Source organism: Streptomyces synnematoformans (genome assembly GCF_039531005.1).
GTDB lineage: Bacteria > Actinomycetota > Actinomycetes > Streptomycetales > Streptomycetaceae > Streptomyces > Streptomyces synnematoformans.
Genome location: NZ_BAAAPF010000046.1, coordinates 18,479 through 31,527, shown reverse-complemented (window position 1 = coordinate 31,527; position 13,049 = coordinate 18,479). Strand labels below are relative to the sequence as shown.

Annotated in this window: 10 protein-coding genes and 1 pseudogene; 3 read left to right on the top strand and 8 right to left on the bottom strand. The window is 74.4% G+C overall.

Translation table 11 applies throughout. The features are described from left to right. The 3 genes and pseudogenes from ABD317_RS10895 to mshD form a co-directional block, all read right to left on the bottom strand. Positions 1-629, bottom strand: a pseudogene (locus ABD317_RS10895) (hypothetical protein); the annotation flags it as partial. A gap of 19 nt (positions 630-648) precedes the next feature. After that, on the bottom strand, positions 649-2,910 hold the full coding sequence (locus tag ABD317_RS10890; protein ID WP_344289582.1) for an RNA degradosome polyphosphate kinase: 2,262 nt from the start codon (positions 2,908-2,910) through the stop codon (positions 649-651). A gap of 146 nt (positions 2,911-3,056) precedes the next feature. Then, complete coding sequence (mshD, locus tag ABD317_RS10885) at positions 3,057-4,007, bottom strand: mycothiol synthase (RefSeq protein ID WP_344289581.1); 951 nt, start codon at positions 4,005-4,007, stop codon at positions 3,057-3,059. 130 nt (positions 4,008-4,137) lie between these two features. Between mshD and ABD317_RS10880 the strand changes: the two genes are divergently transcribed. Continuing rightward, positions 4,138-6,003: a bifunctional metallophosphatase/5'-nucleotidase gene (locus ABD317_RS10880; RefSeq protein ID WP_344289584.1), complete on the top strand. Its 1,866-nt coding sequence runs from the start codon at positions 4,138-4,140 to the stop codon at positions 6,001-6,003. A 41-nt stretch (positions 6,004-6,044) separates the two neighbouring features. Here the strand turns inward: ABD317_RS10880 and ABD317_RS10875 are convergent, their stop codons facing one another. Both ABD317_RS10875 and ABD317_RS10870 read right to left on the bottom strand, forming a co-directional pair. Continuing rightward, positions 6,045-6,500 (bottom strand): SSI family serine proteinase inhibitor, encoded by a 456-nt coding sequence (locus tag ABD317_RS10875; RefSeq protein ID WP_344289580.1) that lies wholly within the window; start codon positions 6,498-6,500, stop codon positions 6,045-6,047. 205 nt (positions 6,501-6,705) lie between these two features. After that, entirely contained in the window at positions 6,706-7,638 is a 933-nt protein-coding gene (locus ABD317_RS10870) for a LysR family transcriptional regulator (protein ID WP_344289579.1), read from the bottom strand. 94 nt (positions 7,639-7,732) lie between these two features. Between ABD317_RS10870 and ABD317_RS10865 the strand changes: the two genes are divergently transcribed. After that, the gene (locus ABD317_RS10865; protein WP_344289578.1) at positions 7,733-8,890 is read left to right on the top strand and encodes a nuclear transport factor 2 family protein; all 1,158 of its coding nucleotides are present in this window, start codon (positions 7,733-7,735) and stop codon (positions 8,888-8,890) included. 27 nt (positions 8,891-8,917) lie between these two features. Here ABD317_RS10865 and ABD317_RS10860 read toward each other — a convergent pair whose 3' ends face one another. From ABD317_RS10860 to ABD317_RS10850, 3 genes are read right to left on the bottom strand one after another with little or no spacing between them, the layout of a single operon-like run. Then, on the bottom strand, positions 8,918-10,363 hold the full coding sequence (locus ABD317_RS10860) for a sensor histidine kinase (RefSeq protein ID WP_344289577.1): 1,446 nt from the start codon (positions 10,361-10,363) through the stop codon (positions 8,918-8,920). Then, a complete protein-coding gene (locus ABD317_RS10855) occupies positions 10,360-11,145 on the bottom strand; it encodes a response regulator transcription factor (protein WP_344289576.1) in 786 nt (261 codons plus the stop codon). The genes ABD317_RS10860 and ABD317_RS10855 overlap by 4 nt, the downstream gene beginning before the upstream one ends. 4 nt (positions 11,146-11,149) lie before the next feature. After that, positions 11,150-12,184: a S1C family serine protease gene (locus ABD317_RS10850; protein ID WP_344289575.1), complete on the bottom strand. Its 1,035-nt coding sequence runs from the start codon at positions 12,182-12,184 to the stop codon at positions 11,150-11,152. A gap of 188 nt (positions 12,185-12,372) precedes the next feature. Between ABD317_RS10850 and ABD317_RS10845 the strand changes: the two genes are divergently transcribed. After that, positions 12,373-12,978, top strand: a complete 606-nt coding sequence (locus tag ABD317_RS10845) for a dihydrofolate reductase family protein (protein WP_344289574.1) — start codon at positions 12,373-12,375, stop codon at positions 12,976-12,978. Positions 12,979-13,049: the final 71 nt, after the last annotated feature.

Genomic DNA, 13,049 nt, shown 5'->3' with positions numbered 1-13,049 from the left:
GGCACCGCGACGCCGGCACCGCAGCCGCCGGCCGCCGTCGGCCCGGACCCGGCGCCGGCGACCTGCCCGGTACGCCCCCGGTCCGTACGGGGCACGCCCGTGCCGCCGGCTGCCGCGTCCGCGCCGTGGTCTGCGTCGCCGGCCGCGAGGTCCGCGATCCTGCCCCGGTCCGCCGCGCCGCCCGCGGGGGCGCCCGGGTCGGCCTCCCCCGACAGCCTCCGCAGCGCACCCACCAGCCGGTCCCGGCGCGCCGCGCACACGTGCTCGCGGAGCACCGTGTGGCCCAGCCAGTACAGCTCGGGCTCCAGCCGCTCCGCCCACTCCGCGTCCAGTAAGGGCCGGAAGCTCCCCAGCGTGTCCGCGATGCGGAACGCCGCGGCGTGGATCGCCCCCGCGGCCTCCGCGGCCGCCGCCTGGCCCGCCTCGCCGCCCGGGTCCTGCACCCGCAGGTCCCGCAGCCCGCGCAGCAGCTCCGTCGCCTGCGTGCTCAGATACCGCGCCAGCACCTCGCCCGCGGCGAGCGAGCCCGGGGCCCCGGGAGCGCCCGGGGCACCGCGGGCACCGGGGGTGCCGGGGGTGCCGGGGCCACCGCCCGGGCCCGGCGGGCCGGGCGGGGCTGCGATGGACACAGGGGGTGTCACGGATGCCTCATGCCGCGATGACACGCCGGCGCCTCCGGGCGTCGATGAGCATTTCCTGTACGTTCGCCAGCCGCCCGCCCGCGTCGTCCAGCGCGTTGCGGGTCCAGTCCCCGTTCGAGTCCAGGTGCCAGGAGTCGACCTCGCCGGACATCCCCGTCTCCAGCAGCCGGTTCAGCGCCTCCCGGTGCGCCGGGTCGGCGACCCGGACCAGCGCCTCGATGCGCCGGTCGAGGTTGCGGTGCATCATGTCCGCGCTGCCGATCCACACCTCCGGGTCGCCCCCGTTGCCGAAGGCGAAGATCCGGGAGTGCTCCAGGAACCGGCCGAGGATGCTGCGTACCCGGATGTTCTCCGACAGCCCCGCCACCCCCGGCCGCACCGCGCAGATGCCGCGCACCCAGATGTCGACCGGCACGCCCGCCATCGACGCCCGGTAGCAGGCGTCGATGACGGCCTCGTCGACGATCGAGTTGACCTTGATGCGGACGTACGCGGACTGCCCGGCCCGGTGGTGGGTGATCTCGCGGTGGATCCGGTGGACCAGGCCGTCGCGCACCGACGTCGGCGCGACCAGCAGCCGGCGGTAGTTCTCCCGCCGCGAGTAGCCGGAGAGCCGGTTGAACAGGTCGGAGAGGTCGGCGCCGACCTTCGCGTCGGCGGTCAGCAGGCCCAGGTCCTCGTAGAGCCGGGCGGTCTTGGGGTGGTAGTTGCCGGTGCCGACGTGGCTGTAGCGGCGCAGGGTCTCGCCCTCCTGCCGGACGACCAGCGACAGCTTGCAGTGCGTCTTCAGCCCGACGAGCCCGTACACGACGTGGCAGCCCGCCTCCTCCAGCTTCCGCGCCCACTTGATGTTCGCCTGCTCGTCGAAGCGCGCCTTCAGCTCCACCAGCACCAGCACCTGCTTGCCGCTCTCCGCCGCGTCGATCAGGGCGTCGACGATCGGCGAGTCGCCGGAGGTGCGGTACAGCGTCTGCTTGATGGCCAGCACGTCCGGGTCGGCCGCGGCCTGCTCCAGGAACGCCTGGATGGAGGTGGAGAAGGAGTCGTACGGGTGGTGCAGCAGCACGTCCCGCTCGCGCAGCGCCGCGAAGATGTCGGGCGCGGACGCCGACTCGACCTCGGCGAGGTCGCGGTGCGTGCCGGCGACGAACTTCGGGTACTTCAGCTCCGGCCGGTCCTGCGTCGCGATCCCGAAGAGCCCGGTGAGGTCGAGCGGGCCGGGCAGCGGGTACACCTCGGCCTCGGAGATCTTGAGCTCGCGGACCAGCAGGTCCAGCACGTACGGGTCGATGGACTCCTCCACCTCAAGGCGCACCGGCGGCCCGAAGCGGCGCCGCATCAGCTCCTTCTCCAGGGCCTTCAGCAGGTTCTCCGCGTCGTCCTCCTCGACCTCCAGGTCCTCGTTGCGGGTGACCCGGAAGGTGTGGTGGGCGAGGACCTCCATGCCCGGGAAGAGGTCTTCGAGGTGGGCGGCGATGACGTCCTCCAGCGGTACGAACCGCTGCGCGCCGCCGACCGTGGCGGTCTCCAGGAACCGCGGCAGCAGCGGCGGCACCTTGACGCGGGCGAAGTGCCGGTGGCCGCTGACCGGGTTGCGGACGACGACCGCGAGGTTCAGGGACAGGCCCGATATGTACGGGAACGGGTGCGCCGGGTCGACGGCCAGCGGCGTGAGCACCGGGTAGATCTGCTGCCGGAAGAGGGTGAAGAGCCGGGCCTGCTCCTTCTCGCCCAGGTCGGCCCAGCGGATCAGCTGGAGGCCCTCGTCGGCCAGCGCCGGCTGCACGTCCTGCTGGAAGCAGGCGGCGTGCCGCGCCATCAGCTCGCGCGAGCGGTTCCAGATCAGGTCCAGCACCTCGCGCGGCTGCAGCCCGGAGGCGGAGCGGGTGGCGACGCCGGTGGCGATGCGGCGCTTGAGGCCGGCGACGCGCACCATGAAGAACTCGTCCAGGTTGCTGGCGAAGATCGCCAGGAAGTTCGCGCGCTCCAGCAGCGGCGTGGCCGAGTCCTCCGCCAGCTCCAGCACCCGTTCGTTGAACGCCAGCCAGCTGCGCTCGCGGTCCAGGAAGCGGCCCTGGGGCAGCTCCTCGTCCGCCTCCTGCCCGTCGTAGTCGTCGGCGTCGGCGTCGATGTCCGGGTCGATCTGCTGGGCGGCGCGCTGCATGGCGGGGGCCACCGCGTGCGGGCGCCGGGCGGCGATCGAGCCCACCGACGGCTGGGCCGGCTGCGCGGGCTGGGCGGCGGTGACGAGGGGCGGGCTGTCGTCCATACCCCTATTCTCCCGCGCCCGGACCTGTCCCGGCACGGTGGAGAGGTTCGCGGCGGAGCGCTGCATGCACCGATGCTCGCAACCGAGGTTGAACCGACGGTAACGACGCCGCTAACCCTCGGTGTGCGGCGGTGGGCCCGCGCGCCTCACCCCTCCGTGCGGTACATGAGGTCCGTCTCGTGGGTCCGGAAGCCCATCCCCTCGTAGACGGCGACCGCGGGGGCGTTGTCGGCGTCCACGTAGAGCATGGCCGTCGGCATGCTCCGCTCGTACGCCAGATAGCGCAGCCCGATCGTCGTCAGCGCCTTGCCGAGCCCGCCGCCCTGCGCGTCGGGGTGCACCCCCAGCACGTACACCTCGCCCAGCTGCTCCGCGCTGTGCACCTTCGTCCAGTGGAAGCCGACGGCCTTCCCGGCGCGCTCGGCGAGGAAGAAGCCGCGCGGGTCGAACCACGGCTCCGCCTTGCGGTCGTCGAGGTCGGCCTGCGTCAGCGAGCCCTGCTCGGGGTGGTGGGCGAAGGCGGCGGCGTTGACGGCCAGCCACTCGGCGTCGTCCTCGCCGGGCCGGAACGTGCGCACCGTGACCCCCGCCGGCAGCCGCGGCTCCGGCGCCCCGGCGCCCTCCGCCGCGAACCCGGTGAGCGGCATGCGCAGCTGGCGCAGCTCGCGGAAGAGCGTGAGGCCGAGGAGCTGGGCCAGGTGCCGGGCGGCGGGATGGCCGCCGTGCGCCCACAAGCGCATCCGCTGCCCGGACTCGGTGAGCAGCGCGCGGCCCAGCGCCCGGCCGTGGCCGCGGCGGCGGTACGCGGGGTGGACCACCAGCTCGGCGGCGGGCGGCTCGACGGGGTCGGTCTCCTCCAGCTGGGCGTAGCCGGCGGGGTCGGTGCCGTCGGTCAGGAGCAGGTGTCTGACGCCCTCGCGGCGGCCTCTGCGCAGGGTGAGCCGGCCCTGCTCGGAGACGGCCTGGCGGCCGTCTGCCTCGGCGGCGGCGTCGATGATGCCGAGCACCGCGTGCGACTGCGACGGCGTCAGCTCGTCGAGCACGTCGATGCGCCTGCCGCGCGGCTTCCCCGTTTCGGTCGTCCCGGACTCCCTCATGGAGGAGAGCCTAAGGCCAGTAGTACGCCAGGTGGGCTTTGGGAATCGTTCAGTCTGTGTGGGAGACGGGCTACGCGCGTCGACCGTAAGCTGCCGAGCGGTGTTTCCGCGTCGCGCCGAGGGGGCGTTCATGCTGAGGTCTCGAAGAACACAGCGGGCAGGCAGGGTTCGTACGACGCGCAGGGTGCGCAGGACCGCGGCGGCGGCCGCCGCGGTGGCCGTGGCGGGGAGCCTCTTCGCGGCCGCGCAGCCGGCGGGCGCGGACAGCACGGGCCGCGGGCACGGGCACGGGCATGGACACGGGCACGGGCACGGGCACGGGCGGACCGTGGACGTGCAACTGCTGTCCTTCAACGACTTCCACGGCAACCTCGAACCCCCGCAGGGCTCCTCCGGCCGGGTCACCGAACTCCAGCCGGACGGCTCGGCGGAGGAGATCGCCGCCGGCGGCGTCGAGTACCTCGCCACCTCGCTGCGCGACGCCCGCGAGGGCCACCGCTACTCCGTCACCGCCGCCGCCGGCGACCTCGTCGGCGCCAGCCCGCTCATCTCCGGCCTCTTCCACGACGAGCCCACCGTCGAGGCCATGAACGGCCTCGGCCTCGACGTCGCGGGCGTCGGCAACCACGAGTTCGACGAGGGCCGCGCCGAGCTGCAGCGCCTGGCGGACGGCGGCTGCCACCCCGAGGACGGCTGCTACACCGACGGCCGCACCTACGAGGGCGCCGCGTTCCCGTACCTCGCCGCCAACGTCACCGACGAGAAGACCGGCGAGCCGGTCCTCGACCCGGTGTACGTGTGGAAGAAGCGGGGCGTGAAGATCGGCTTCATCGGCGTGACGCTGGAGGGCACGCCCGACATCGTCTCCGCCGAGGGCGTCAGGGGGCTGGCGTTCCATGACGAGATCGAGACCCTCGACCGGTACGCGAAGCAACTGCGGCGGCAGGGCGTGGAGTCCATCGTCGCGCTCGTCCACGAGGGCGGCTACCCGGCGGACTCGGCGGGCGGCGCGTACAACTACGACTGCGACAGCCCCGCCCCGGGCGCCGGCATCTCCGGCCCGGTCGCCGAGATCGCCCAGGGCACCACGGCGAGCGTCGACGCCTTCGTCACCGGGCACACCCATCAGCCGTACGCCTGCACCATCCCCGACCCGGAGGGCAGGCCGCGCAGCGTCACCTCCGCGTCGTCCTTCGGCCGGCTCTACACCGAGACGACGCTGACGTACGACCGCCGCAGCGGCGACATCGTGCGCACCGCGACGCGGCTGCCGCACGCGGCCAACCACGTCGTGCACCGCGACCAGCCGAAGGCCCCGGACATGACCGCGCTGATCGAGGAGTGGAACGCGCTCGCCGAGCCGGTCGCCGCCGAGCCCATCGGCCACGTCTCCGGCGACGTGCCGCGCGGCGGCACCGAGTCGCCGCTCGGCGACCTCATCGCGGACGGGCAGCTCGCCCACGCGCGGACCCTCGACGCGGGGGCGCAGCTGGCGCTGATGAACCCCGGCGGGATCCGCGCGGACCTCACGTACGCGGCGTCCGGCGCCGAGGGCGACGGGGTCGTCACATACGGGGAGGGCTTCACGGTCCAGCCGTTCTCGAACACCGTGAACCTGACGAGCCTCACCGGCGAGCAGCTGCTGCAGGTGCTGCGGGAGCAGGTCAGCGGCGCCAACGAGGACTCGCCGAAGATCCTGCAGCCGTCCGCCGGGCTCACCTACACCCTGGACCTGACGAAGTCCGGCGCCGACCGCGTCGTCGCCGGCTCGGTCCGGCTCGACGGACAGCCGCTGGACCCGGCGGCCACGTACCGGGTCGCCGTCAACTCGTTCCTCGCCGGCGGCGGCGACGGCTTCCCCACACTCGCCGAGGGCACGGACCCGCTGGTCGGCGGGGACGACCTGGCGGCGCTCGCGGACTACCTGACGGCGAACTCCAGCGCGGACAGCCCGCTGGCGCCGCCGGCGGCGGACCGGATCACGGTGGTGGAGTAGGACCCGCCGGCCGGCGCGGGCCGCGGCCGGCGGGACGTGACTCAGAAGTGGAACACGTTCCCGCCGGTCGCGAGGTCCGCCAGGCACGGGTTGGGGAAGACCTCGGAGACGTAGTCCACGGGCTTGCCGCGCCAGGTGCCGGCGGCGCGCAGCTCGACCGGCTCGTACTGCATGGTGCACGCGCCCTTCTTGTCGCCCAGGTCCTCGAACCGCCCGTCGACCGCCGCGAGGTCCGTGCAGGCCGACTCCGCCGCGGGGTGCGTGCCGCCGACGGGGTCGCAGTTCAGGTAGGTCAGGCCGCCCTTGGCGCGGTCGACGGCGTTGACGTACTTCGTCGTCAGCCGCAGGTGCGTGGCGTCGAACGGCTCGGGCAGCGGGCGCGCGGCGGCGGTGCCGGCGGCCGTGCCGGCTGCAGTGCCGACTGCAGAAGCGGCCAGCGGCAGCAGCACACCGGCGGCGGTGGCGGCCAGGAGGGCGGCGAGGGGCCGGACGGTCATGGGGGGTCTCTCCTCTGTAAGCGTGGGCGCGGGGCGGGGCGCCGGGCGTCTGGAACGACAGAGATACCCCAGCCGGTCAGCACCCCGCGGCACCGTCACCCGAAGGAGGCATGTCCTTCGATTCCCGCCCCGGTACGGCCCGGCGGAGCCCGCTCACCCTTGCGGTTGCCGCGAGTGGTTTCTCCGGGTCGTCGCCGCGGTACGGCTACGGGGTCTCCGTCCCGGCCGGCTCGTGGCCCGTGCGGGGCGGGACGAGGGCGGCGAAGGCGGTGGCCAGCCGGTCGCGGAGGGGCGCCGCGCAGGGGTGGGGGGCGCGGCGGGGCGTGATCGCGTAGATGCCGCGGGTCGGGGGGTCGACGAGGCCCACAGCGGTGACGTCCGGCCGCAGCGCGCGCGTCAGCACACCGGGTATGAGCGCGATGGCGTGGCCGGTCGCGACCAGTGCCAGCTTGCCGGGGAGGTCGGCCGCGGTGAGGTCGATGCGGGCGGTGACTCCGGCGCGGGCGGCGTGCTGGGACAGCAGTGCCGCCGAGCCGTCGTTGTCCTCCACCCAGCTCTGGGCCGCCAGCGTCCGGATGTGCACCGGGCCGTGTCCGGCCAGCGGGTGGTCGGCGGGCAGCGCGACCACCATGGCGTCCAGCCCCAGGAACCGGCGCGTGACCCCCGGGTCGTGGGGCAGCCCCGGGGGTGCGTCGGTGACGGCGGCGATGTCGAGATCGCCGGTGGCCACCCGCTGGTGGAGCTGCGTGCTCATGCCGGGGAGCAGGCTCCACCGGACGGCCGCGGCCTGCTGCACCAGGGCCCGGACGGCCTCGGGCACGATCCCCGCGGCGAGGGAGGGCGTCGCGCCGACGGTCAGCGGGCGGCTGAACGCCCCGTCGCCGGCTTCGCGGGCGGCGCGTACGGCGCGGTCGGCCTCGTGCAGCGCCGCGAGGGCGTGGTGCCGGAACTCCTCGCCGGCGGGCGTCGGCCGTACGCCGCGCGGGTGCCGCTCCAGCAGAGGCACGCCCAGCTCCCGCTCCAGCCCGGTGACCTGCCGGGAGACGGCCGATTGCGTGTGGTGCAGCTCGGCGGCCGCGGCCGTCAGCGAACCGAGCCGGCACACGGTCACGAAGGTTCGCCACACCGCCAGGTCCACGCTGCCACCCTACTGCCGGCTATGCGAGTTCCGCAGGGCTGACCTGCGCAGCCTGCGCTTGTCGCAGTCCTTCGGGTGCACCATTCTGGGGCGCATGACCACACCGCACACGGTCGCCGTCCTCGGTCTGGGGCGCATGGGCACGGCGATCGCGACCCGACTGGCCGCCCAGGGCCGGGACGTCGTCGGCTGGACACGTTCCGGGCGCACGTCGGACACCGTCAGGACGACCGCCGATCCGAACGACGCCGTGTCGCAGGCCGGCCTCGTACTCCTGGCGCTGTTCGACGGGCCGGCCTGCCGGCAGGTCCTCGACACGGTGCGCGCCTCGTTGCGAAGCGACACGATCGTGCTCAACACCGGCACCATCGCCCCCGCCGAAGCGGCGGAGCTGGCCCGGCGGCTCGGTCCGTCCTACGTCCACGCGCCCGTGCTCGGCTCCGTGCCGGCCGTCGCCACCGGCGGGCTGCGGATTCTCGCCGCCGCGGAGCAGGACGCGCTCGACCGGGCGCGGCCCGTACTGGACGCGCTGGGCACCGTGCGGCCCGTCGACGGCGCTTCCGCGGCCGCCGCGCTCAAGCTGGTCGCCAACCACAGCCTCGCCGGCGCCGTCCGCGCGCTCGGTGACTCACTGCGGCAGGCCGACGCCCTCGGCCTGCCGCGCGACGAGGTGCTGGACATCCTCGAACTCGGGCAGCTCGGCGGGCTCGTGGCCCGCAAGCGCCCCTTCCTCACCGACCCGCCGGGCACGGCCGCCGCCGAGTTCACCATCGGTGCGCTCGCCAAGGACATGGCCCTGCTAGCCGCCGCGTCCCCCGCCCCGCTGCGCAGCGCCGGCGGTCTGGACGACGATCCCGCCCGCGCCGAAGCCGACATCGCCGCCGCCGCCACGGCCCCCGGCGTGGCGGACGCCGTACTCGAACCGCTCCGCGCCTACGTCCGCGGACACGCCACCGGCGACCCCGCCCACTTCCGCGACGCCTTCCTGCCCAGCGCCCGCATCGAGGGAATCCGCGACGACGCGTTCGTCTCCTGGTCCCTCGACGAGTACTGCGCCCTCTTCCCCGGCCGGCCGGCCCCGGACGAGCCGGCCCGCTCCCGCCGCGTCGACGCCGTCGACGTCCACGGCACCGTCGCGACCGCAACCATGACGCTCGCGCACGGCGCGGCCCGGTTCACCGACGTCTTCCTGCTGGTCCGCACCGACGGCCGCTGGCTCATCGCCAACAAGGCCTACCACCGGCACTCCTGAGCAGCAGCCGGGGGAGCCGGTCTCCGGTCAGTCCGGCTCCGCCGGGCGCCCCCGCCCGCGTATCGCCGATAAGGACCCCGGCGGCGGCTCCGGCGCCCCCGGCAGCCGCAGCAGCGCCTCCGTCCCGCCGCCGTCCGCCCGGCGCAGCACCACGGTGCCGCCGGCCTGCTGCACCGTACGGGCCACGATCGACAGCCCGAGCCCGCTGCCCGGCCGGCTGCGCGCCGACGGCGAGCGCCAGAACCGCTCGAACACGTGCGGCAGCTCCGCCTCCGGAATCCCCGGCCCGTGGTCGCGCACCCGCAGCAGCCCGTCGCCGCCGAGGGAGACCTCGACGCTGCCGCCGGGGGGCGAGAACTTCACCGCGTTGTCCAGCAGGTTGACCACGGCCCGCTCCAGCGCCGCGGGCTCGGCCCGTACGTACCAGGGCGCCTGCTCCACCGCGATCCGCACCTCCGGCGCCCGCAGCCGCACCCGCCGCACCGCCCGCGCCACGATGTCGTCCAGCGCCACGACCGCCAGCTGCGCCCGGTCCGGCGCCGCGTCCGGGCGGGACAGCTCCTGCAGGTCGCCGACGAGGGCGGCCAGCTCGGTCATCTGCGCGGTGACCGACTCCAGCAGCTCCCGGCGCTGGCCCGGCGGCAGCCCGCGGCCGGACTCCTCGCTGCGGGCGAGCAGCTCGATGTTCGTACGCAGCGAGGTCAGCGGCGTGCGCAGCTCGTGCCCGGCGTCGGCGATGAGCTGCTGCTGCCGGTCCTGGGAGGTGGCGAGGGCGGCGGTCATGGCGTTGAACGAGCGGGACAGCCGGGCGATCTCGTCGTCGCCCTCGACGGGGATCTCGACGGAGAGGTCCTCGGTGCGGGCGATGTGCTCGACGGTGTGCGTGAGCCGCTCCACGGGCCGCAGCCCGGCGCGGGCGAGCGCCACCCCGGCGACGCCGGAGGCCACGACGCCGCCGGCGGCGAGCAGCGTGAGGACGAGGGCGAGGGTGTCGAGGGGGTCGGTGACCTCGCTGAGGGGGCGGCCCACGGTGTACGCGACGCCCGGCAGCCGCGGCGCCGGGCGGGTGAGGACGCGGTACTCGGTACCGTCGTCGGCGGTCGTGTTGTGCGCCGTCCAGGCCAGCTCGCCCGCGGCCACCCGGGTGTCCTGCTCCTGCACGTCGACGAGCTGCTCGCCGTCCTGGTAGCAGCGGTCGCCGTCGGCGAGCACGAGCTGCACCGTCGGCCCGGTGGCGGTGAACGGCCCGGTGTTCTCCGGCACCGACTGCGGGCACCGGATCCTGCCGTTCTCGAACTGGATCCGCGTCGCCGGCTGTGTCTTGTCCAGCTCCTCGTCGAGCGACGACAGCAGCTGCGCGCGGACCAGGAACCAGGCCGCCACGGCGCACGCCGCCACCGCCACCGCCACCGCGGCGGCGGTGAGCAGGGCCAGCCGCGAGCGCAGCGGCAGCCGGCCGAAGCGGGAGGTCACCTGCCGGCGCCCGGGCGGGCCCCGCCGCCCCCGCCGCCCCCGGCGCTCCCGCCGCTCCCGGCGTCGCCCTCGGGGGCCCGCAGGACGTAGCCGACGCCGCGCACCGTGTGCACCAGCCGGGGGGCGCCGCCGGCCTCCGTCTTGCGGCGCAGGTACATGACGTACACGTCGAGGGAGTTGGAGCTGGGCTCGAAGTCGAAGCCCCAGACCGCCTTGAGGATCTGCTCCCGGGTGAGCACCTGCCGCGGGTGGCTGAGGAACAGCTCCAGCAGCGTGAACTCGGTACGGGTCAGCTCCACCGGCCGGCCGCCGCGGGTGACCTCGTGGGCGGCGAGGTCCATCCGCAGGTCGCCGAACTCCAGCGTCGCGGCCGCGCCGGGCTGCTCGCCGCCTTCGGCTTCGGCGTAGCCGCGGCGGCGCAGCAGGGCGCGGATGCGGGCGAACAGCTCGTCCAGCTCGAACGGCTTGACGAGGTAGTCGTCGGCGCCCGCGTCGAGCCCCGTCACGCGGTCGCCGACGGTGTCGCGGGCGGTGAGCATGAGGATGGGCACCTTGTCGCCCGCCGCCCGCAGCCGGCGGGCGGCGGTCAGCCCGTCCATGCGCGGCATGAGCACGTCCAGGACGACGAGGTCGGGGCGGTACGAGGCGGCCTTGTCGAGGGCGTCGAGACCGTCGACGGCCGACTCGGTCCCGTAGCCCTCGAAGGCGAGGCTGCGCTCCAGCGCCTCGCGTACGGCCGGCTCGTCGTCGACGATCAGGATGCGCTGCTGCTGCTCGGTCACGGCCTCAATTGTTCCTGAGGTCGTGGAGGATCTGCTTCACATCGTTGACGGGTATGGCGAAACCGAGCCCGACGCTGCCGGCGGAGGAGCCGTCCTGCGGCGCGTACATCGCCGAGTTGATGCCGACGATCCGGCCCTGCATGTCGACGAGCGCGCCGCCGGAGTTGCCCGGGTTGAGGGAGGCGTCGGTCTGGATGGCCTGGTACGTGGTCGTCTGCGACCCGAGCCGCCCGTTGTACTGCCCGCCGCCGAAGCCGAACGGCCACTCCCCGCCGCCCCGCTGCTGCTCCGGCTCCTTCTCGACCGTCACATCGCGGTCGAGCGCGGAGACGATACCGCTGGTGACGCTGCCGCTGAGGCCCTCGGGGGAGCCGATGGCGACGACCTCGTCGCCGACCCGGAGGGAGTCGGAGTCGCCGAGGACGGCGGGCTTGAGGTCGCTCTTGCCCTGCGCCTTGATCAGGGCCATGTCGAGGTCGGGGTCGGTGCCGACGACCTCGGCGGCGGCGGTGGAGCCGTCGTTGAAGGTGACCTGCACCTGCTGGGCGCCGGCGACGACGTGGTTGTTGGTGAGGATCTCGCCGTCCTTGCTGACGACCACCCCGGACCCGGTCGCCTGCCCGGCGGTCCCGGCGGCCTGGATCTCCACGACGCTGGGGCTCACCGCCTCGGCGACACCGGCGACGGTGCCCTTGCTCCCGGCGGACACCTGCGTCCCGCTGGCGGCGCCGGCAACGCTGCCGCCGGCCGTACCGGACGAGTCGGTCACCCCCGCGACGAGCGCGGCGCTGCCGCCGCCGAAGACGACGGCGAGGACGGTGTCGACCACGAGCAGGCCGGCGGGCCCCCTGGCCCGCCTGCGCGGCGGTGGCCCGGTGGGCGGCGCCGGCGGCGAGCCGAACCCGCCGTGCCCGCCGGCGCCGCCGGCAGCCGGGTTCTGGGGCGGATGCCCGGCACCCGCCGGGCCGGCGGGCAGGACCCCGTCGCGGCCGGCGATGAAGTCGGGCTGGGTGCTGGTGCGGTATGTGTGCTCCGTCATGCCTTCGACGATCCACCGGGATTCTGAGAGGCGTCTGAGACGGACGTAAGAAGCGAAGTAAAACCGTGTATGCCCGATATAAAGCCGCCCCCTCGACGGGGCGGCCCCGAGACGGTTGGTAACGCGACCGATGAGTTTGCGGCTCCCGGCGGGTCAGGACTGGTGACACCCCAGGAAAGGACACCGCCATGTCGGAGCTTCTCGTCGACTTCATCACCTCCCTCGACGGCTACGCGTCCGGAGAGGGATGGCCCGGGTTCTGGGGCCTTGAGGGCCCGGAGTACTTCGCGTGGCTCGGCGAGCAGCCCGAGTCCACCCTCCTGATGGGAGCGACCACCTACCGCAAGATGTCGGACTTCGTCACCGGCGCGGTCCCGAACGGCCAGGACGAGTTCAGGCCCGAAGAGGAGGCGTCCCTCGACGAGCTGACGCGAGCGGCCAAGGTGGTGTTCTCCTCCTCACTTGAGGAGCCGCTGAAGTGGGCCAACACCACGCTCGTCCGCGACGACGCCGTCGAGGCGGTCCGCGCCATGAAGGCGGGTGGCCCGGGGCTCCTCAGCACGATCGGCAGCCTGAGCCTGTGCCGGTCCCTGCTACGGGCCGGACTCGTCGACCGCTTCCGGGTCGTGATGTTCCCGGTGATCACCGGGGCCACCGGCGCGGAACGCATCTACGACGGCTATCCGGACGTCGCCCTCGACATGACCGACCACCGCACCTTCGACGGCCGCACCCAGATGGTCGAGTACAAGCCCCGCCTGCTGGAGCACCCGCCGCTCGCCGCCCCCGCGTGACGCCGGGGCGGGGAAGTGCGTGCGGGCTCAGCCCAGACGTCCGCCGGGGCGGAGCTGACGCCCGGGGTGCC

What these genes read in the sequence shown, in the direction of transcription:
- mshD (WP_344289581.1), bottom strand. Translation starts at nt 4,007, where the DNA reads ATGAGGGAGTCCGGGACGACCGAAACGGGGAAGCCGCGCGGCAGGCGC.
- ABD317_RS10850 (WP_344289575.1), bottom strand. Translation starts at nt 12,184, where the DNA reads ATGACGGAGCACACATACCGCACCAGCACCCAGCCCGACTTCATCGCC.
- ABD317_RS10845 (WP_344289574.1), top strand. Translation starts at nt 12,373, where the DNA reads ATGTCGGAGCTTCTCGTCGACTTCATCACCTCCCTCGACGGCTACGCG.
- ABD317_RS10865 (WP_344289578.1), top strand. Translation starts at nt 7,733, where the DNA reads ATGACCACACCGCACACGGTCGCCGTCCTCGGTCTGGGGCGCATGGGC.
- ABD317_RS10890 (WP_344289582.1), bottom strand. Translation starts at nt 2,910, where the DNA reads ATGGACGACAGCCCGCCCCTCGTCACCGCCGCCCAGCCCGCGCAGCCG.
- ABD317_RS10880 (WP_344289584.1), top strand. Translation starts at nt 4,138, where the DNA reads ATGCTGAGGTCTCGAAGAACACAGCGGGCAGGCAGGGTTCGTACGACG.
- ABD317_RS10875 (WP_344289580.1), bottom strand. Translation starts at nt 6,500, where the DNA reads ATGACCGTCCGGCCCCTCGCCGCCCTCCTGGCCGCCACCGCCGCCGGT.